This is a genomic window from Leucobacter sp. 7(1), from assembly GCF_900163635.1.
In the GTDB taxonomy this organism is placed as follows: Bacteria; Actinomycetota; Actinomycetes; order Actinomycetales; family Microbacteriaceae; genus Leucobacter.
Genome location: NZ_FUID01000004.1, coordinates 16,606 through 36,638, shown reverse-complemented (window position 1 = coordinate 36,638; position 20,033 = coordinate 16,606). Strand labels below are relative to the sequence as shown.

Here is a 20,033-nt window from a genome sequence, read left to right as displayed (position 1 = left end):
ACTAGCCTTCCGCCTGCTCGAGCTGGATCTCGGCGACGATGACCGAGTCGACCTCGGCCGCGTCGATCCGCAGCTCGGCGATCCGGCCCACCGCGGCGAGGTCCGGAGCCGCGAGCACGAGGCGATCGCGATCCCCCGCGGGTGCGTGGACCACTGCGAGCGTGACGGGGGTCTTCTGCGAGGCCTTCGCATCCGTCTTTGCCCCGCGGATTCCGATGAGGGCACCGCCCACGAGCGCCAGCAGACCCGGGTCTGCGTCAGCGCCCGCGAGTTCGCGGGTGTCCGCGGCGACAGGCCAGGCCGCCTGGTGCACGGAGCCGGACTCGAACCAGGACCAGACCTCCTCGGTCGCGTAGGGGAGGAACGGTGCGAGTAGGCGCACGAACACCGACAGCGCGGCGCGGAGCGCCGTGACCGCCGAGGCGCGGGGCTGGCCGGTGCCGTCGTCTCCCGCAGCGCCGTGCGCGCGTTCCTTCACAAGTTCGAGGTAGTCGTCGCAGAAAGTCCAGAAGTACGACTCAGTCAGCTCGAGCGCCCGCGCATGATCGTAGTTCTCGAATGCGCGCGTGGCGTCTTCGACAACAGTTGCGAGCCCCGCGAGCATAGCTCGATCGAGCGGCTCGGACACCGTTCCGACGCCGCTCGTGTCGAAGCCAAGCGTGAACTTCGCCGCGTTCAGCAGCTTGATCGCGAGGCGACGACCGATCTTGATCTGGGTCGGGTTCTGCGGGTCGAAGGAAGCATCGGTGCCGAGCTTGGCCGATGCAGCCCAGTACCGGACCGCGTCGGAGCCGTGCTGCTCGAGCATTCCGGCCGGGGTGACCACGTTGCCCTTGGACTTCGACATCTTCTTGCGATCCGGATCGAGGATCCAGCCTGAGATGCCGGCGTTCTTCCAGGGCAGCTGACCGCACTCCAGTTCGGAGCGGAGCAGCGTGGAGAACAACCAGGTGCGGATGATGTCCTGGCCCTGGGGCCGCAGGCTGTACGGGTACACAAGATCGTAGAGCTCCTGGTCTCGCTCCCACCCGCCCGCGAGCTGCGGGGTTAGCGAAGAGGTCGCCCAGGTGTCCATCACGTCGACCTCACCCTGGAAGCCACCGGGGACGCCGCGCTGCTCCTCGGTGTAGCCGGTGGGAACATCGCTCGAGGGGTCGACGGGCAGCGCCGCCTCACCCGGGATGATCGGCTCGTCGAAGACGGGGTTGCCCTCAGCGTCGAGCGGATACCAGACGGGGATCGGGACTCCGAAGAAGCGCTGGCGCGAGATCAGCCAATCACCGGACAGGCCCTCGACCCAGTTCTCGTAGCGCACGCGCATGAAGTCGGGGTGCCAGTTCAGTTCCCGGCCATGTGCGAGAAGCCGCTCACGGAGCTGCTCATCGCGGGCGCCGTTGATGATGTACCACTGGCGGGTTGAGACGATTTCGAGGGGCTTGTCGCCCTTCTCGAAGAATTTGACGGGGTGGGAGATCTTGCGGATCTCACCCGTCAATTCGCCCGAGGCCTGCAGCAGCTCGACTATTGTCTGCTTCGCGCTGAATACGGTCTTTCCGGCGATCTGCGCGTAGGCGTCGCGGCCGGCTTCGGAGGTGATCACCTCGGGCGCGTCCTGCAGCACGCGGCCGTCGAAACCGAGGATTGCGCGGTTGGGGAGATCGAGTTCGCGCCACCAGATCACGTCGGTGACGTCACCGAAGGTGCAGATCATCGCGATGCCAGTGCCCTTGTCTTGCTTCGCGAGGTGATGCGCCACGATGGGCACCTCGACATCGAAGATCGGCGTACGCACTGTGGTGCCGAACAGCGGCTGGTAGCGTTCGTCGTCCGGGTGGGCTACGAGCGCAACACAGGCTGCGAGCAGCTCGGGACGTGTCGTGTCGATCAGGATATCGCCGGCACCGTCGGTGCGGTGGAAGGACAGTGTGTGGTACGCGCTCGGCTGCTCGCGGTCCTCGAGCTCGGCCTGGGCGACGGCGGTGCGGAACGTCACGTCCCACAGCGTCGGGGCCTGGGCCTGGTATGCCTCGCCGCGCTCAACGTTGCGGATGAAGGCGAGCTGCGAGGCGCGAAGCGAGTCCTGCCCGATCGTGCGGTAGCTCTGCGTCCAGTCCACGGAGAGCCCGAGGGTGCGCCACAGTTCTTCGAACTGCTTCTCGTCTTCGATCGTGAGTCGCTCGCAGAGCTCGATGAAGTTGCGGCGGGAGATCGGCTGCTGATCTGCAGCCTTGATGCTCTTCCCGTCGCCGCCCTCGTGCGGCGGCACGTACTCGGCGACGTAGGGGAGCGACGGATCGCAGCGCACGCCGTAGTAGTTCTGTACACGACGCTCAGTCGGGAGGCCGTTGTCGTCCCAGCCCATCGGGTAGAAGACGCGCTTGCCCTGCATGCGCTGGTAGCGCGCCACCGTGTCGGTGTGCGTGTAGGAGAACACGTGGCCGACGTGGAGCGACCCCGAGGCCGTGGGCGGGGGCGTATCAATGCTGAAGACCTCGGCAGCCGTGGCACCCTCACGCGGGAAGGCGTAGGTGCCGGAGGATTCCCAGACCGCCCCCCACTTCGCTTCGAGGCCTTCTAGTGCCGGCTTGTCGGGGATGGCGCTCATTGCAGCTGCTCCGTGTCTCGACGCGAGGTCGTTCGATGTGGGCGGCACCGCGTAGTCGGCCGCTCGCGTGTCACCGCGCGCGGCCTGGTGCCTGAGTGTCAACCGCTCTAGTCTACCCGGCCCGATCGGATCAGGAGAGATGCACGGCGAGCAGCGTTTCGTTCTGTGCGGGATCCCCGTCTGGCGTGGGCTCGGTGAGGTACTGCTCCCAGGCAACTCCACTCGGAGTTTCGCCGGAGGATGCGAGCCAGGCATACAGGTGCTCGTACGCGGCGCCGAGCAGGGCGTAGTCGCCACGCACGAGCAGCGTTGCCACGCGGCCGCCCGGCAGGATCTCGCTCCGCACCTCGCCGGTGTCGGCGGTGGGAAGCGGGGCCGCGACCGGCACGGCCACGCCCAGGTCGAGTTCTGTCCCCGGCTCGCCCCGGATCACGCCGCAGGGCGGCGCGACCGGCGCAAGTCCAAGCCGATCCAGCGTCGCAAAGATGAGCGGGAACGCCCGATCATAGAGTTCGGGGATCGCGTCGAAGGCGACCCGCTCGCGGACCACGGCAAGGTCTTGGGCGGGCACCTCGACGATCTCTGGCGCGGGGAAGGGGCTCGGTGTGGCGCTCATAGGGGAATCGTGTCACGCCGCCACCGAGCCGTCAATGCCCGATCAGGGGCGGCATTACGCTGTGAGTGCGCGCATGAACTCGGGGTTCGCCTTCGCCCACTCCGCAACACCAACCGCGGGCTTCTCGTCGCCGTGCACGACAAACACCTGGCGCTCCAACTCCATGAGCTCCTCGGTTGTCATACTGAAGTCCTGGAGCCACTGCGCCACCTCCGGCTGGCCCTCGGCAAACGCGGTGCTCGCGTACACGTGCTCCGCCTCGGTCTCCCCGAGCAGACCCTTCGGGTCCTCGAGGTTCTTGATCGGGTACTCGAGATAGGCCCAGTGCGGCTCCCAGAGTGACACGGCGATGTTCGCACCGGTGTCCGTAGCGCCCTTGAGTGCCGAGAGCATCGCCGCAGTGGAGGAGGTCACGAAGTTCATATCCTGCAGCCCATAGCCGGGAATCACGGTCTCCTCCATCAGGATCGTCTGCCCGGCACCGGCCTCGATTCCGACGAGCTGGTTCCCGAAGGCGTCCGCGTGGGCGGCGAGCTCGGTGAGGGAGTCGATGGGAGCGTCAGCGTTCACGGCGACCGTAATACGGGTTTCGTCGTACCAGGCCCCGAGGTCAACGAGGTCGTCGCCGTACTCATCAACAAAGGCTCGGTGGATCTGCGGGAGGGTGACCTGGGTAGCGAAGTCGAAGCTCCCGTCTGCGAGTCCCATGAACACCGGGCTCACGTCCGCGGCGGTGATCGTGACGTCGTAGCCCTCGTCTTCGAGCGCGAGCTTCCACAGTTCGCTGGTGACGATGGATTCACCCCACCCGGCAAACTGCGCAATATGAACTTCGGTGCTTCCCGCGTCGTCTCCGGGGGCGCTGCACCCTGTGAGGGCGAGCAGTGCGGCGACGCCCCCGGCGAGCAGTGCGGTGGTCCGTCGAGCCAGTGTGGTGGCGCGGTGCGTGGTCATGGTCTCCTGTTCGTTTCCCCCGCGCGGATGCGCCGCGCGGGTCGTGTTTCTGTGGAAGAGGGCGCCGCCCCAACTCAGGAATGAGTGGGATGGCGCCCTCTGGATTGTGCGGCAGGGGTGGTTACGCGGTGAGCGAGTCCACGTACTCCTGGTTTTCGCTGATCCACTTTTCGATGATCGGCTCGTAGTCGCTGCCGTCATACTCGTTGAACATCGCGTCCTCGAGCGAGTGCAGCAGATCGGAATCCATCTTGAAGTCCGTCAGCCACTGCGCAACCTCGGGGAACTTCTCCTTGAAGTCGGTGCTGCCATACGAGTAGATGCTCTCGGCTTCGCCGAGGGTGCCCTTCGGATCCTCAAGGTCCTTCAGGTCGTAGGCGTTATATGCCCAGTGCGGCTTCCAGAGTGTGACGGCGACATCGTCACCGTTTTTCATTGCGGTGTCGAGCTCAGTGAGCATCGCCGGGGTCGACGAGATCACGTAGTCGAGCTTTTCGAGGCCATAGCCGGGGATCACGGCGTTTTCCGTGGTCTCGGTGAGTCCGGCGCCAGCCTCGATGCCCACGAGCTTGTTTCCGAACACGTCAGCGTTGGCCGCAAGCTCGTCGAGCGAATCGATAGGTGCATCCGCGTTGACCGCGATTGTCAGCTTCGCCTCGTCGTTCCAGGCACCGAGTTCAACGATGTCGTCGCCGTACTGCTCAATGTAGCTGGCGTGCGTGAGCGGGAGCCAGACGTCAAGCATCGCGTCGTAATCACCGTCGGCGACGCCCTTGTACACGGGTGCCGGGTCCGCGGTCTCGATCTTGACCTCGTAGCCTTCCTCTTCCAGGATGGCCTTCCAGAGGTTGGTGACCGCGATGCCCTCATCCCAGTTGAACATGCCGAAGGTGACGGTACCCTTCGAATCGGCGTCGCCACCGCCGGCACCCGCGTCGCTTGAGCAGCCCGTCAGCGCGAGCGCAGCAGCGGCTCCGAGCGCGAGGACTCCGGTCATCATGCGTGTCTTCATGGTGTTCCTTTCGTGTGGATTCGGGGGTGGTGTGTGGGGTGCGCGTCGCACGCTGAGGCGACACGCACCCGCGAGTCTTAGGCGGCGACGTCAACCGCGGCCGGGGCCGCTTCGGCGTTCCGCTTGCGCTTGCGTGAACCGAGCGAGCCGAGAGCGCCTGTGGTTCGGTCGAGGATCATTGCGAGGATCACGACCGAGACGCCGGCTTCGAAGCCCAGGCCGATATCAATCCGGTTCAGTGCCTTCACGACCTCGCCACCGAGTCCGCCGGCACCGACCATGCCGGCGATAACGACCATCGAGAGCGAGAGCATGATCACCTGGTTCATGCCCGCCATGATGGAGGGGAGGGCGAGCGGAAGCTGGATCTGGCGCAGGATCCGGCCGGGCTTCGAACCGAAAGCGTATCCGGCCTCAACGACCTCGGGGTCGACCCCGCGAATGCCGAGCTCGGTGAGCCGCACACCGGGAGCGAGAGCGAAGACAATTGTTGCCACGATGCCGGGCACCACGCCCACGCCGAAGAACATGAGCGCCGGAATGAGGTACACAAAGGCGGGCATTGTCTGCAGGAAGTCCAGCAGCGGCCGGATGATCTTGGACGCCGTATCATTTCGCGCGGCGAGGATGCCAAGCGGAATCGCGATCACGAGGGCGATGATACTTGCGAGCAGGACAAGCGCGAGGGTGTCCATCGCGTTGCCCCACTGGCCAACACCCACGATCACGCCGAGGCCGATCGCGGTGCCGAGGGCGAGCTTCCAGCCCTTGGCAAGCCACGCGAGTGCAACGATGACGAGGATGACAACCCAAAACGGAGGGGTTGCCAGGATCCAGTCGAGCCCAGCGTAGGCCCCCTTAAAGAGGGTGCTCAGGACATCGAACAGGCCTCCGGCCGAGTCCGTCAGCCAGTTGACGACGGCCTCCGCGCCCTGGCCGAGGGGAAGTGTGATGTCGTTCATGCCTGCACCTCCTCAGGGCTGCCGGTCGGGGCTTCGGGCGCGACTCCCGGGCGGGTCTGCGCGAGTGTTTCCGTGATCACGGCCATGGGGACGTCAGGGGTGGGCTCGATAATGGGTATCTCCGTGGTGACGGCGGGAACGTTGGCGAGCGACGCAAGGAGCGTGACGCGCGGCACCACCCCGATCAGCCGGTCCTGGTCGTCCGTGACCGCCACGGGCAGCGGGCTCTCAACAGCGAGCTCAAAAAGGTCGGCAATGAGCTGATCGCGGTGCACGATCGACGGTGTCGGGCGCAACTTGTCGGTGAGGTCCGTGCCGCCGGCGCGCACCTCACGGAGCATGTCACGGTCGCGTACGACGCCCAACAGCTTGCGGCCGTTGGTGACGACAAAGCACGCCGAAGTCTGCAGATCCCGCATGAGGCGCAGTGCAGCCCGGGGGCCCGCAGACGCCGGGATCACCGCGCGCGGCGGCTCCATGACGTCGCCCGCGGTGAGCACGCGTGCTCGGTCAACGTCTTGCACAAACTGGGCAACGTAGTCGTTTGCTGGGTCTGTGAGGATGTCGTTCGGGGTTCCGACCTGCACGATCTTCCCGTCGCGCATCACCGCGATCCGGTCGCCGAGGAACATTGCCTCGTTCAAGTCGTGAGTAATGAAGACGATCGTTTTCTTCAGCTCCTGTTGGAGCTCCACAAGCTGCTCCTGCATCTCACGGCGGATCAGCGGATCCAGCGCGGAGAACGCCTCATCCATGAGCAGGATGTCAGTATCTGCCGCAAAGGCGCGGGCAATGCCGACACGCTGCTGCATGCCGCCGGAGAGTTCGCTCGGGAGCCGGTCCTCCCAACCCTGTAGTCCAACGCGCTTGAGCCAGTACTTTGCCCGGTCTCGACGATCCGCAAGGCTGGCACCCTGCAACTCAAGGCCGTAGGCAACGTTGTCGATCACGGTGCGGTGGGGCAGCAGCGCGAAGTGCTGAAACACCATGGACATCCGGTCGCGGCGGAGCTTGCGCAGTTCCGGCGCACCCAGCTTCACGACCTCGGTTCCGAACACCGTGATTGAGCCCTCGGTGGTATCGTTCAGGCCATTCAGCATGCGGATGAGCGTCGACTTGCCGGAGCCAGACAAGCCCATCACGACGAAGATCTCGCCGGGCTTGACCTCAAAGTTTGCGTCGATGACCGCGGCCGTGCCCTGGCCGCGGAGCTCGTCGCGGCTCGCGCCGCCGCGGAGCCGTTTGACAACCTCGCGTGGGCGGCGTCCAAAGACCTTGTACGCGTGTGACACTGTAATTGCGGGGGGAGTGGCGGCGGCCGAAGCGGCCGTGGGGCCGTGGGAGCTCGGAGCTTCCGAATTTTCGGGGGCCGGGGATCCGGCCTGTTCAGTTGTATGGGTCACTCAGTACTCCTCCATCTGGTGCTACGACGATGCGAGGGGAAGCGCGCGCCGCGCACGGAAGCGCGGCAGGGCACACGGCTCCCCGGGGGCCATTCGACTGGCCTGATCTCGTATTGCGGGGCGGAACTCAGTGGGCACCGCTGCACTGACTCAGGCCGTCGGCTCTCGACGGTGGACCTGGTTGGCAGTCGGCGCGCCAAGGCTGAATCGCACTCAACGCTGTCATTGACGCTAACAAGGTTTCAATGAATAGTGCAAGGTTCCAAAGCGCGAACTACGTCCATATTCCCGAAACAAGATCGCTCTGATCAGGGGTTTTGGCTACAGGGCTTCGTTACGGCTTCGTTATCTGCCGCGCTCCTTTTGCGTGAAAGCTGGCACCCCGGCTGCATTCAGGGGCTCCACCGGGAGCTGCGCTACACTGGCTATATCGACTGCGATCCGGCTATCACCGGGGAGTTTTCGGAAGAACCGCACCGCCCTCGGGCCATGCGCAGTAGAACCGAACGTCTGGGCCCGTTATCGCCCGAACGAAGGGGTCACTTCTCTCTGGAGGGGTGGCAAGCAGGGTGGTACCGCGGGCCTCACGGCTCGTCCCAGCAGTGAGTGATCGTAGCCACGCCGGACCAAAGGACCCCGATGCCGTACCCTCAGCAGCCCACCGGAGCTTCCGCATCTCAGCAGGATGCCGCGCAGCCCGGCAGCGCATTTGGCGTTGCGCCTTCCCCGCAGCTTCCCGCCCTCGAAGAACGCGTGCTGCAGTTCTGGGCCGCGGACGACACCTTCCAGGAATCGATTCGTCAGCGCGAGGGTGCTGACGAATGGGTTTTCAACGACGGACCGCCGTTCGCGAACGGTCTCCCGCACTACGGGCACCTCCTCACGGGCTACGCGAAGGACGTGTTCCCGCGCTTCCAAACAATGCGCGGCCGCAAGGTGGAGCGTCGCTTCGGGTGGGACACCCACGGGCTCCCCGCGGAGCTCGAGGCGATGAAGCAGCTCGGGATCACCGAGAAGGCCCAGATCGAGGAGATGGGCGTCGCGGCCTTCAACGAGCAGGCGCGAGAATCCGTGCTCAAGTACGTCGGCGAGTGGGAGAACTACGTCACGCGGCAGGCCCGCTGGGTCGACTTCGAGCACGGCTACAAGACGCTGAACCTGGGTTATATGGAGAGCGTCATCTGGGCGTTTAAGCAGCTCTACGACAAGGGACTTGCCTATGAGGGCAAGCGGATCCTGCCCTACTGCTGGCGCGACGAGACTCCGCTCTCCAATCACGAGCTGCGGATGGATGACGACGTCTACCAGATGCGCCAGGATCCCTCGGTGACTGCGACGTTCCCGCTTACAGGTGAGCGCGCCGCGGCGCTCGAGATCTCCGGGGTGCGGGCGCTCGCCTGGACAACCACCCCCTGGACCCTGCCCACGAACTTTGCGCTGGCCGTCGGGCCCGCCATCGCCTACGCAGTTCTCCCCGCCGGCCCGGCTGGCGCGCACGACGGCGGCGAAGCGGGCAGCTCGCGCTACCTGCTCGCGATCGACCTTGTTGGTGCACACGCGAAGGATCTCGGCTACGACTCGGCCGAGGAAGCGAACGCGGCCGTCGAGCGCACGATCTCGGGTGCCGAGCTTGCAGGAGTCACCTACGAGCGCCTGTTCGACTACTACGCCGACACCGAGGTGTGGGGCACGGAGCATGCCTGGCAGATCCTTGTTGATGACTACGTGTCCACAAGCGACGGCACTGGCATCGTGCACCAGGCCCCGGCCTACGGTGAAGACGATCAGCGCATCGGATCCGCCGCAGGGATCCCGACAATTGTGAGCGTTGATGACGGCGGACGCTTCCTGAACGCCGTGACTGACGTCGCGGGCGAGCTCTGGATGGACGCGAACCGTCCGATCATCCGGCTGCTGCGCGAGCGCGGTCGGCTGCTCCGCGAGGCCAGCTACGAGCACTCCTACCCGCATTGCTGGCGCTGCAGGAACCCGCTGATCTACAAGGCGGTCTCGAGCTGGTTTGTCCGCGTGGCCGAGATCAAGGATCGGCTGCTCGAGGTGAACGAAGACATCACCTGGGTCCCCGAGAACGTCAAGCATGGGCAGTTTGGGAAATGGCTCGAGGGCGCGCGTGACTGGTCGATCAGCCGCAACCGCTTCTGGGGGAGCCCGATTCCGGTCTGGAAGAGCGATAACCCTGACTTTCCGCGGGTCGACGTCTATGGCTCGATCGCAGAGCTTGAAGCCGACTTCGGTACCCTGCCGCGCAACGCGGCGGGCGAGGTCGATCTGCATCGCCCGTACATTGATGATCTGACGCGTCCGAACCCGGACGACCCGAGTGGCGCATCCACGATGCGCCGGATCGAGGACGTCCTCGACGTCTGGTTCGATTCCGCCTCGATGCCGTTTGCCCAGGCACACTACCCGTTCGAGAATCAGGACTGGTTCGACACCCACCAGCCCGCAGACTTCATCGTTGAGTACATCGGGCAGACCCGCGGCTGGTTCTACGTGCAGCACGTGCTGGCCACAGCCCTGTTCGACCGACCCGCGTTCAAGAATGTGATCAGTCACGGCATCGTGCTCGGCTCCGACGGCAACAAGATGTCGAAGTCGCTGCAGAACTACCCGGACGTCAACGAGGTGTTTACGCGCGACGGATCCGACGCGATGCGTTGGTTCCTCATGGCGTCGCCCGTGGTGCGTGGGGGCAACCTCATCGTCACGGAGGAGGGGATCCGTGAGGGCGTTCGGCAGTTCATCCTCCCGCTCTGGAGCAGTTGGTACTTCTTCAGTCTGTACGCGAATGCGGACGGCGTCACCGCAGAGCGCCGCACCGACTCCACCGATCCGCTGGATCGCTACATCCTCGCGAAAACAGGCGACTTGGTTCGGGACACCGAGCGGCACTACGAGGGACTCGATACGACCTCCGCTGCCGAGTCGCTGCGGGCCTTCGCCGAGGTGCTGACGAACTGGTACGTGCGGCGATCCCGTGACCGGTTCTGGGAGGGTACGCAGGGCGAGAATGGCACACCAGAGAACGCGCAGGCCTTCAATACGCTGTTCACGGTCCTGGAGACCGTGGCTCGGGTGGCCGCCCCGCTGGCGCCGCTCGTGACAGAGGAGCTGTGGCGCGGGCTCACCGGTGGCCGCTCGGTGCACCTGACCGATTGGCCGGACGCTGCGGAGTTCCCGAGCGCTCCTGAGCTTGTCGACGCGATGGATGAGGTGCGTCAGGTCACCTCCCAGGCGCTGTCGCTGCGCAAATCGCGTCGTCTCCGTGTGCGCCTACCGCTCGCCGAGCTGACCGTCGTCACCGCAAATCCCGCGGCCCTCGAGCCGTTTACCCAGATCCTCCGCGAAGAACTCAATGTGAAGGCCGTGCGGTTGATCGCGCAGACACCCACGAGCGCTGCCGATCACGGGATCGTCCACACCCTCGCGGTGAACGCCCGTGCTGCGGGTCCGCGCCTCGGCAAGCAGGTGCAGGCCGCGATCAAGGCGGCGAAGTCTGGCGACTGGTCAGAGACCGACGGCGTGGTTGTTGCGGGCGGAATCGCCCTGGAACCCCACGAATACGAACTCACACTGCGCGCCGGCGACGACACTGACGCTGGCCCCGCGCTCGGGCTGCTCCCGGGTGGCGGCTTCGTGCTGCTCGATACCGAGACCACGAGTGAGCTCGAGGCCGAGGGGATCGCCCGCGACGCGATCCGTGCGGTGCAAGAAGCTCGCAAGCAGGCTGGCCTTGATGTGAGCGACCGGATCGTCCTGGCGCTCAACGCGGAACCCGAGCACGTCGACGCGCTGCGGACCCATGCGCAGCTCATTGCGGCCGAGACGCTTGCTTCCGGCTTTGCGGTGGAGGGGACATCCGGCATCGAGTTTGTCGTGAACGATCTCGTCTCCCCGGGCGGCGGTGTCTTCATCACGGGGGCACAGGCCCTCGGAGCCACGAAGGCCCCGCTCATCATCACGATCGACACCACGGGCCTGGACGCGCCCGAGGGCTGGACCCAGGGAGACGCACGATGACTCAGGACCCCGCAAGCCGCGTCTACGCAGAACTGCTCGAGCGTGTTGGTGAGGCGAATCCGCGACCCCGAATCGAGCCTGTACGCCGGCTCGCCGAGCTCGCGGGATCGCCGCAGCTCTCCTTCCCGGTGGTGCAGGTAGCCGGCACGAACGGCAAGACTTCGACGGCCCGCGCGATCGAGTCTCTGCTGCGCGCGCACGGCCTGCGCACTGGGCTCTTCACGAGCCCGCACCTTGTCGATTTCACCGAACGCTTCCAGCTCGACGGCTCGCCGATTGCCGCGGAGCCGCTCGCCGAGGCTTGGGCCGAGCTCCAGGCTCCGCTCGCACTCGTGGACGCAGAGCTGAGAGCTGACGGGCAAGGCCCGATCACGTTTTTCGAGGCCCTTGCGGTGTTGGCGTTTGCCGCCTTTGCCGACGCCCCCGTCGACGTCGCCGTGATCGAGGTCGGAATGGGTGGCGAATGGGACGCGACGAATATCGCCACTGCTCAGGTCGCGGTCATTACCCCCATCGACCTCGACCACACCGCAATCCTTGGCCACGATGTCGAGACGATTGCGCGCACAAAGGCTGGAATCATCAAGCCGGGCAGCATCGTGGTGACCGCAGCGCAGGATCCGGCGGCCCTCGCCGAGTTGCGCGCCGCGGCAGAGCAGCACAGCGCCGGCATCGCGGTCGCGGGCGAGCAATTTGCGCTCCTCGACGACAAGCTCGCCGTCGGCGGTCGGGTGATCACGGTATCCGGATTGACCGGGGGGAGCTACGCGCCCACCTTTGTGCCGCTCTTCGGCCATCACCAGGCAGAGAATGCCGTGCTCGCGATTGCCGCGGTTGAGGCGTTCTTCGGCGGGGAACGAGCGATCTCGGAGGAGGTACTCGAAGAGGGCTTCGGGCAGTTGGTCTCGCCCGGACGTCTGCAACTCATCGGCACGGAGCCCGTCGTCTACGTTGATGCTGCGCACAACCCGCACGGCGCTGAAGCGCTGGCACGGGCAGTCGCGGAATCGTTCAACTTCGAGGAGCTTGCGCTGGTGGTAGGGGTGCTGGCTGAGAAGGACGCCGCGGGCGTGCTCCGCGCCCTCGCACCGATCGCGCATCGGGTCACCCTCACGCCCGTCGATTCGTCGCGCTCGAGCAGCGCGTCGGAGCTCCGGGAGATCGCGCTCACCGAGATTCCCGATACGCCGGTAGAGCTCGCGGAGTCGCTGCCGGAAGCCCTCGACGAGGCTCGCGCGTGGGCGGGCCGCTCGCCCGGACGCGGCGTGCTCGTCGTCGGATCGGTTGTGCTCGCTGGCGAGGCAATCGCCTTTGCCCGCGCCGAGGGATGGGGGACCGCATGAGTGGCACGCAACGCCCCGGCCTGCCGGAGGATCCGAACGAGCCGGAGCTTGTGCTCTCGCCGTCCGAGACGATGGCCCACAACTCCGCGATGCGGATCTCCGGATCCACCCGTGGTGGAACCTCGACACAACGCTCGCTCGCCTCAATTGTGCTCGGATTCGAGCTCATTGTGGTTGTGCTCATTGGGCTGACGCTGTACGGTCTCGGCACGCTTGAGCCGCGGGAGCTTGGCCTGTATTTGGGCGGCGGGCTCGCCGTGGTGATCATCCTCGGCCTGGCGTTGATGCGCCGCGACCGGGTCGGCATCACGATCGGCTGGGTGGTGCACGGGCTGATGCTCGCCACCGCGTTCCTGCTCCCGATGGCTCTGATCGTGGGGATCCTGTTCACCGCGCTGTGGGTGTACTGCATGGTGAAGGGCAGCCAGATGGATCGAGACCGGGCCGCCTGGATCGCGGCCAACAGCTAAGGCTACGCTCGTGGGACGGGCGGAGCGTCCGTCCCACGAGCTACATCCATTTCTTCAATTTGAACACGGCGTACAGGGTCCCGCCCAGCGCCGCCATCGCCCCAAGCGCGAGCGGGTAGCCGAGCGCCCAGTGCAGTTCGGGCATGACATCGAAGTTCATGCCGTAGATCGCACCGATCAGTGTCGGGGCAAACAGGATTGCCGCCCAGCCCGAAATCTTTTTCATGTCCTCGTTCTGACGCTGCGCCACGAGGGTGCCGTTCACGTTGAGGATCTGCGAGAGGGCTTCGCGCAGCTCCGCAACGCGGGTCGATACGCGCGCCAGATGATCGGCGACATCCTGCACATACGTCTGCAACGGGGTCGGCGTGCTGTGGCGGTCAAACCCCGCCCGGAGCGAGGCGATGATGTCTGCAAGAGATGACGACGCGTGTTGCAGTTCGATGACCTCGCGACTCAGGTGATAGATCCGCTCCGCGGCCGCGGTGTCACCACCGAATACTTGGGACTCTATCTCCTCACGATCGACGGTGAGTCCCCGCAATACCGGGTCGTACCCGTCAACGATGGCACCCAGGAGGCGGTACAGCACCGCTTCAGGCCCCAGCATCAGGAGGCGCGGATCATCGAGTAGCGTCTCATCTCCGCGCGCCACGGTATCCACGGTGTTTTCTGGCAGATCGGCTGCGTCGCTCCCGTCGATCCACCGCCCGTCCTGGCACACGACGGCGATGGTGCCCGGCCGTACCAGCACGTGAAACTCCGACAGCTTCACGTCTTCCGAAGCATCGATGTAGTGTGCGGCACGGACCACCACGAAGAGCACGTCCCCGTATCTCTCGAGCTTGGGGCGCTGACCCGCGTCCCGCAGATCCTCGGCGAGCAGTGGATGGAGGTGCCAGGCAGCCGCAAGCTCCGCGATCTCCTGCCCTGTGGCCCGTGGAAACAAACACAGCGCGGTGCCGCCGGGTGTGCGCTCGGCAAAGGTCAGGGCTTCTGTGATGCTGACGTCCTGTGGCGCAGGCGTGAGGTGCCCGTCAACGATGTAGCGGGTTCTCCGGGTGGTAGTGCCAAACATAGCCTCAGCGTAGGGCATCCGCCGCACGTGGTCCGGCTTGGCGACGAGGCCACGACTAGACTGGACGGTGGGGCGCGGTGCGCCCACGACACTTTCGCACACGAGGAGCTGCATGTCCGCTGAAGAAACCCTCATCCTTGTCAAGCCCGACGGCGTGGCCCGTGGCCTGAGCGGCGAGATCCTTCGCCGCGTTGAAGCGAAGGGCTACCGCATCACAGATCTGCGCATGGTCACCGCGAGCCGAGAGTTGCTGGCCGAGCACTACGCCGAACACGAGGGTAAGCCCTTCTTCGCGCCGCTGCTCGAGTTCATGTCCTCGGGCCCGATCGTCGCCGTGCGCGCCGAGGGTGACCGGGTCATCGAAGGCTTCCGCTCACTCGCGGGTGCCACCGATCCGACGACCGCCGCTCCCGGCACGATCCGCGGGGATCTGGGTCGCGACTGGGGCGTTGCGGTGCAGCAGAACCTGGTGCACGGCTCCGATTCGACACTGTCGGCTGAGCGCGAGCTCGCCCTCTGGTTCGCCTAAGCCCCCACACCAACGCTGTCGATGAGTCGCGATACGCTGAGCGCCGCTGAGGCCCGCCGCGTCGCGCTCGCGGCGCAGGGGTTCACGCAGACTCCGCGGTTGCGACAGCGCCGGCCGTTCGATCCGGCGCTGTCGCGCCTGCACGTGCTGCAGATCGACTCCGTCAACGTATTTGCGCGGAGCCACTACTTACCCGTCTTCTCCCGCCACGGTGTGTACGATCCCGGTGCGCTCGACCGGCTGCTGTGGCACAGTGGCGAGTTCACTGAGTACTGGGCACACGAGGCCGCCTTCATCCCTGTCGGCGACCGCCCGCTCTTCACCTGGCGGATGGCTGACTTCCGTGAGCGCGCTGAGCGGACCGGTCGGGCCACAGAGCTCGCTCCGGCCCTCGCCCGGGTGCGCGAACAGCTCGGCGATGGCGGGCCGAGCCTGGTCCGGGACCTCGAAGACGGCCCTCGTGCTGTCCGGGGCCCGTGGTGGGACTGGAGCGAAACGAAGCACGCTGTCGAGCTGCTGTTCGCCACGGGTGAGGTCGTTTCGGCCGGGCGCGAGGGATTCCAGCGGCGCTACGCGCTCGCGGAGCAGGTGTTGGCACCGGAGCTCCTCGTGAGCCCGCCCAGCCGGGCGGCGGCACAGCGCAGACTCGTTGCTCAGGCCGCTCGCTCACTGGGTGTGGCGACGCTACACGATCTTGCCGACTATCATCGGCTCAAAACTGCCGAGGCGCGTGTCTCCGTGCGCGCTCTGGAAGACCTCGGGGAGCTCGTGCCCGTGCGGGTCCGGGGCTGGGACGACCGTACCGGGAAGCCGCAGGAGGCCTGGCTGCACCGTGACGCTCGCGTGCCTTCCCGCCTCACTCCGGACGCACTCCTCACGCCGTTTGATCCGGTGGTCTGGTTCCGGCCACGCGCCGAGCGAATGTTCGACTTCCACTACCGGATCGAGATCTACACGCCGCAGGCCCAACGGCAGTTCGGGTACTACTGCCTCCCGCTGCTCGTCGGCGGCGTGCTGGCCGGGCGGATCGATCTGAAAGCCGATCGAGCGGGCGGCGCGCTCCGTGTCCAGGCTGCCTGGCAAGAACCCGGCGCCCCGGCTCGAGCCGGCGAAGCCGCCCGCGCGCTATTGGCTCAGGCCGCCGCCTGGCAGGGGCTCAGTGAGGTCCGCGTGTCCGGGGTGGGGAATCTCCCGCTCCCCCCTCGCTTCGAGGCCGCAGCGCCCCCTGCGGCCTGAGGGCCCCGTCTCAGACGGCCGCACCCACGGAGGCGGGCTGTGCTGCGCGGTCCGTGAGGACGGTCCGGAGGAACGTGGCAAGCTCCTCGGGACGGTTCAGCGGCACGATGTGCGACACGTACTGATCAGGCCGGACAAGCACCGCGACTCCTCCGCGGTCGATCCCGCGCTCCGCGAAAATGTCCGCGCCCGGCTGCGCGGCGTAGACCTTCTCGTAGTCGATCAGCCCGTACGGTCCGGAGCGGGGCAGGAAGAGGTCGGGAACCGCGCCCAGATCAACCGCGTGATGCTCCTGGGGGTAGATCACTTTGATATCGAGCACGGCGTCCAGGTCCGTCCCGGCAACCCGGCTGCGCTGCACAGGCGACTCGGGTGAGTCGCGCATCCACCGTGCCCACGCGGTGAGATTGTCACCCTGAGCGTCAGCAAAGGCGTAGATCCGAAAGCGACCGTCGGCCCGATGGTGGTGGCCGAGGTGGAGGCTCACGCCGTCGGCGACGCGTGTGGTGAGCGCGGACTTGAAGCGCTTTCCCAGTGGGAACCCTGCGGCGAGTGCCTGATGCCGGTTGGGGCCGGTGAGGAGCGGGTCCCGGTACTGCGTCATGAAACCGAACGGAAACTCCGCTGTGGCGACGTAGAAGTCTTCAAGCTCGGAGGGCGACGCGAATTCGTGTGGCTTCTTCGCCATCATCGTGGACCACTCGCGGTCGAAGGTGATGAGGTCCTGCGCGATCACACGGCGCTCGGCCGCGTAGCTCTCGAGCAGGACTTCAGGACTGCGTCCCGACACAACGTAGCCGAGTTTCCACCCGATATTCCAGCCGTCCTGGATCGACACGTTCATGCCCTGGCCAGCCTTGGCGCTGTGCGTGTGGCAGGCGTCCCCGGTGAGGAAGACGCGTGGCGTGCCGTCGGGAGAGGTCGCCGCGTCGTCGAAGCGATCGGCGAGGCGGTGCGCTACCTCGTAGACGCTATGCCAGGGCACGTCACGCACCTCTAGTGTGTACGGGTGCATGATCGCGCGGGCGCGATCCAGGATCTCTTCGAGCGGGGTCTGCCGGATGGCGCCGCGGTCCTCGGGGCCGACTTCGCCCAGGTCCACGTACATTCGGAACAGGTAATTTCCCTCGCGCGGGATCAGCAGGATGTTGCCCCCGTCCCGCGACTGGATCGCGCACTTCTTCCGGACGTCGGGGAAATCCGTGATCGCCAGCACGTCTGCGACCCCCCACGCATGGAGTGAGCGGTCGCCCACGAGTTTGGCGCCCATCGCGTGGCGCACGCTCGAAGGCGCCCCGTCGGCGCCGACAACATACTTCGCGTGCACTGTGCGAAGTTTCCCCGGGAGATCCGGTGATTCGTGGCGGAGCACGACCCGGATCGGGTAGTCGCCCTGGTCGAGTACTTCCAGGTCCACGAGCTCATAGCCGTAGTCGATGTCCCCGCGGGCGGGGGATCGCCGGGCGAAATCCGCGAAGTAGTCGATGACGCGGGCCTGGTTGACCGCGACGTGGGGGAACTCGCTCATGCCGTGCTCGTCATCGATGGTGACTGCCGCGCGCGAGACCTCGCTGAGGGCGTCCGGGTTTGGCTTCCAAAAGGCCATTTCGGTGATCTGAAACGCTTCTTGCCGCACCTGCTCCGCGAATCCAAAGGCTTGAAAGGTTTCCAGACTCCGCGCCTGGATGCCGTCCGCTTGGCCTTGCTGCAGGCGACCATCCCGGCGCTCAATCGTGCGGGTGACCACGCCCGGAAACTGGGCGAGCTGTGCGGTCGCGATAATTCCGGCCGGCCCGGAGCCCACGATAAGTACGTCGATCTCCGCGGGGAGTTCAGGGCTGCGGGTGAGTCCGATGCCGCTGGCAGGTTCAAGTCGGGGGTCACCGGAGACATATCCGTGGTGGTGAAACTGCATGATTCTGCTTCCTTGTTCGGGCCGACAGGGACGCCGGCGAGATGGGGCCGTGCTCAGGCTGCGAAGGTGATGAGCCCCGGCCAAGCAATGAACGCGGCGATAACTACCGCGTAGGGGATGTAGTAGGGCAGCACACCGCGGAAGACGTCGATGATGCTGACGTCGCGCGAGATACCCGCCACGATGAACGCGTTCACGCCCACGGGTGGTGTGACCGCGCCAAACGTGGTGACAAGCACCACAATGATCGTTGCCCAGACAAGGTCGTAGCCGAGCGCCGCGAGGAGCGGGTAGAAGAGCGGAATGCTCAGCACGAGAAACCCGAGTCCGTCCATCAGCGCACCGCCGAGCAGGTAGATTCCGAGCACAAGCAAGAGCACAACGATGGGGGCGACGGGGATATCCGCCGCCCAACTCGCGAGGTCGAAGGGCAGCCGCGTGATCGTCAGGAACCGGCCGAAGATCACGGCTGAGACGATCAGCATGACCACAAACGCCGTGATCCGGAGTGTCTCCAGCGTGGCGCGGCGAAACTTCTCCCAGGTGAGTTGCCGGGTCACCACGCCGATGAGGACTGCGCCCCCGGCGCCGACCCCCGCCGCCTCAGTGGGGGAGAACCAACCGAGCAGCATGCCGACGACCGACACGCCAAAGAGCACCACGATCTCGACAGTGCCGCTGAGCGAGCGGAATCGCTCGCCCCAGCTCGCCCCTGGGCCGCGCGGCGCGAGACCCGGGGTGATCCGTACTCTGAGCAGAGCGGTGATCACGAGCAGCGCGGTAATCAGGAATCCGGGGAGCAGTGCGGCTCGGAACAGTGCGGCAATTGACTGCTCGGCCTGCACAGACACGATGATCAGCGCGGTGGATGGTGGGATGAGGATGCCCAGCGTCCCGCCAATCGCGACGGTGCCGCTCGCAAAGCGCTTGTGATACCCGTACTTCTTCATTTCGGGGAGGACAATGGCCCCGATCGTGGCGGTGCCCGCTGAATTGGAGCCTGAAACTGCGGAGAAGAGTGCGCTCGACACGAGCGTCGTCGCAGCCAGGCCGCCTGGGATCGCGCCGAACCAGGTGTAGGCGGCGTGGAATAGCTTTGTGCTCATTCCGGTGTGGAACACGATCTGGCCCATGAAGATGAAGAGGGGGATCACGGCCATGCTCAGAGTACTGAACTGGCGAAAGACGTCCCCTGCGATCAGTTGCATCGCGGACTCGGTGCCCGAGAGCACGATCATTCCGAGCAACCCGACGCCCGCCATTGCATACGCGATGGGCATCCGGAGAGAGATCAGCACAAAAAAGAGCAGGATCCCCGCTAGGGCAATCAATTGTGCGCTCACCACGCCTCCTTCCAGTCAGGCTCAGCGGTGCGGTGTGCCGGGCGAAGCGCCCGCTGGGTGCTGCGAATCAAGTCCACCGCGAGCACACTCACGAGCAGGAAGATCCCGAAGATCAGTGCGGCGAGTGCCGGCCACGTGGGGATCCGGAGGATCTCTGACGCGGTCGCGGCCTGCACCTGAAGTGCGGCGTAGCGCAGCAACGCTACGGCGATCATGGTGAACACGATCACTGAGAGCGCCGTGGTGAGCGCGACGAGGCCCGTCTGCACCCGCGGCGGGAAACGTGCGGTGACAAGGTCGATGGCGACGTGCTGCTTCTCCCGCTGGGAGTCTCCGAGGCTAAGCCCGAGCAACACGACCGTGCACGCGGTGAGCACCTCGTAGAGCCCGAGGATAGGGCGATTCAGCAGACGCAACACCACGTTCGCCACGAGCAGCAGCATGACCACGTTGAGGATCACGCCAGACACCGTGACGCTGAGCAGCGTGATCCCGCGGATCACCCGGGTGAGTCCCCGCATGACGG

Annotated in this window: 15 protein-coding genes; 5 read left to right on the top strand and 10 right to left on the bottom strand. The window is 65.8% G+C overall.

The genetic code is table 11. From position 1 onward, the window contains the following. Position 1: 1 nt before the first annotated feature. The 6 genes from valS to FM113_RS01000 all read right to left on the bottom strand — a co-directional run bounded on the left by valS (position 2) and on the right by FM113_RS01000 (position 7,447). A complete protein-coding gene (valS, locus tag FM113_RS01025) occupies positions 2-2,605 on the bottom strand; it encodes a valine--tRNA ligase (RefSeq protein ID WP_087010603.1) in 2,604 nt (867 codons plus the stop codon). Positions 2,606-2,735: 130 nt separating this feature from the next. Next, entirely contained in the window at positions 2,736-3,221 is a 486-nt protein-coding gene (locus tag FM113_RS01020; RefSeq protein WP_087010601.1) for a GyrI-like domain-containing protein, read from the bottom strand. A gap of 54 nt (positions 3,222-3,275) precedes the next feature. Next, positions 3,276-4,175: a glycine betaine ABC transporter substrate-binding protein gene (locus tag FM113_RS01015; RefSeq protein WP_087010599.1), complete on the bottom strand. Its 900-nt coding sequence runs from the start codon at positions 4,173-4,175 to the stop codon at positions 3,276-3,278. Positions 4,176-4,296: 121 nt separating this feature from the next. Further along, complete coding sequence (locus FM113_RS01010; RefSeq protein WP_087010597.1) at positions 4,297-5,187, bottom strand: glycine betaine ABC transporter substrate-binding protein; 891 nt, start codon at positions 5,185-5,187, stop codon at positions 4,297-4,299. Positions 5,188-5,264: 77 nt separating this feature from the next. Beyond that, entirely contained in the window at positions 5,265-6,149 is an 885-nt protein-coding gene (locus FM113_RS01005) for a proline/glycine betaine ABC transporter permease (RefSeq protein WP_087010595.1), read from the bottom strand. Then, positions 6,146-7,447, bottom strand: a complete 1,302-nt coding sequence (locus FM113_RS01000; protein WP_087010763.1) for a glycine betaine/L-proline ABC transporter ATP-binding protein — start codon at positions 7,445-7,447, stop codon at positions 6,146-6,148. The genes FM113_RS01005 and FM113_RS01000 overlap by 4 nt, the downstream gene beginning before the upstream one ends. Before the next feature lie 744 nt (positions 7,448-8,191). Here FM113_RS01000 and ileS point away from each other — a divergent pair. The 3 genes from ileS to FM113_RS00985 are packed head-to-tail and all read left to right on the top strand — an operon-like array spanning position 8,192 to position 13,406. Beyond that, a complete protein-coding gene (gene ileS, locus FM113_RS00995) occupies positions 8,192-11,593 on the top strand; it encodes an isoleucine--tRNA ligase (RefSeq protein ID WP_087010593.1) in 3,402 nt (1,133 codons plus the stop codon). Then, on the top strand, positions 11,590-12,936 hold the full coding sequence (locus FM113_RS00990; protein ID WP_087010591.1) for a folylpolyglutamate synthase/dihydrofolate synthase family protein: 1,347 nt from the start codon (positions 11,590-11,592) through the stop codon (positions 12,934-12,936). The genes ileS and FM113_RS00990 overlap by 4 nt, the downstream gene beginning before the upstream one ends. Further along, the gene (locus FM113_RS00985) at positions 12,933-13,406 is read left to right on the top strand and encodes a DUF4233 domain-containing protein (protein ID WP_254908806.1); all 474 of its coding nucleotides are present in this window, start codon (positions 12,933-12,935) and stop codon (positions 13,404-13,406) included. Before FM113_RS00990 ends, FM113_RS00985 begins: the two co-directional genes overlap by 4 nt. 40 nt (positions 13,407-13,446) lie before the next feature. On the opposite strand, the gene FM113_RS00980 is transcribed toward FM113_RS00985, so the two are convergent. Next, entirely contained in the window at positions 13,447-14,484 is a 1,038-nt protein-coding gene (locus tag FM113_RS00980) for a magnesium and cobalt transport protein CorA (protein ID WP_254908805.1), read from the bottom strand. 112 nt (positions 14,485-14,596) lie between these two features. On the opposite strand from FM113_RS00980, the gene ndk reads away from it, so the two are divergent. Continuing rightward, positions 14,597-15,013: a nucleoside-diphosphate kinase gene (ndk, locus tag FM113_RS00975; protein WP_087010587.1), complete on the top strand. Its 417-nt coding sequence runs from the start codon at positions 14,597-14,599 to the stop codon at positions 15,011-15,013. A gap of 21 nt (positions 15,014-15,034) precedes the next feature. Next, positions 15,035-16,249, top strand: a complete 1,215-nt coding sequence (locus FM113_RS00970; RefSeq protein WP_087010585.1) for a winged helix-turn-helix domain-containing protein — start codon at positions 15,035-15,037, stop codon at positions 16,247-16,249. A 10-nt stretch (positions 16,250-16,259) separates the two neighbouring features. Here FM113_RS00970 and FM113_RS00965 read toward each other — a convergent pair whose 3' ends face one another. The 3 genes from FM113_RS00965 to FM113_RS00955 are packed head-to-tail and all read right to left on the bottom strand — an operon-like array spanning position 16,260 to position 20,028. Further along, a complete protein-coding gene (locus FM113_RS00965; RefSeq protein ID WP_087010583.1) occupies positions 16,260-18,164 on the bottom strand; it encodes an FAD-dependent monooxygenase in 1,905 nt (634 codons plus the stop codon). Between the two features lie 53 nt (positions 18,165-18,217). Continuing rightward, complete coding sequence (locus FM113_RS00960; RefSeq protein WP_140393258.1) at positions 18,218-19,507, bottom strand: TRAP transporter large permease; 1,290 nt, start codon at positions 19,505-19,507, stop codon at positions 18,218-18,220. Continuing rightward, complete coding sequence (locus FM113_RS00955; RefSeq protein WP_087010579.1) at positions 19,504-20,028, bottom strand: TRAP transporter small permease; 525 nt, start codon at positions 20,026-20,028, stop codon at positions 19,504-19,506. Before FM113_RS00955 ends, FM113_RS00960 begins: the two co-directional genes overlap by 4 nt. Positions 20,029-20,033: the final 5 nt, after the last annotated feature.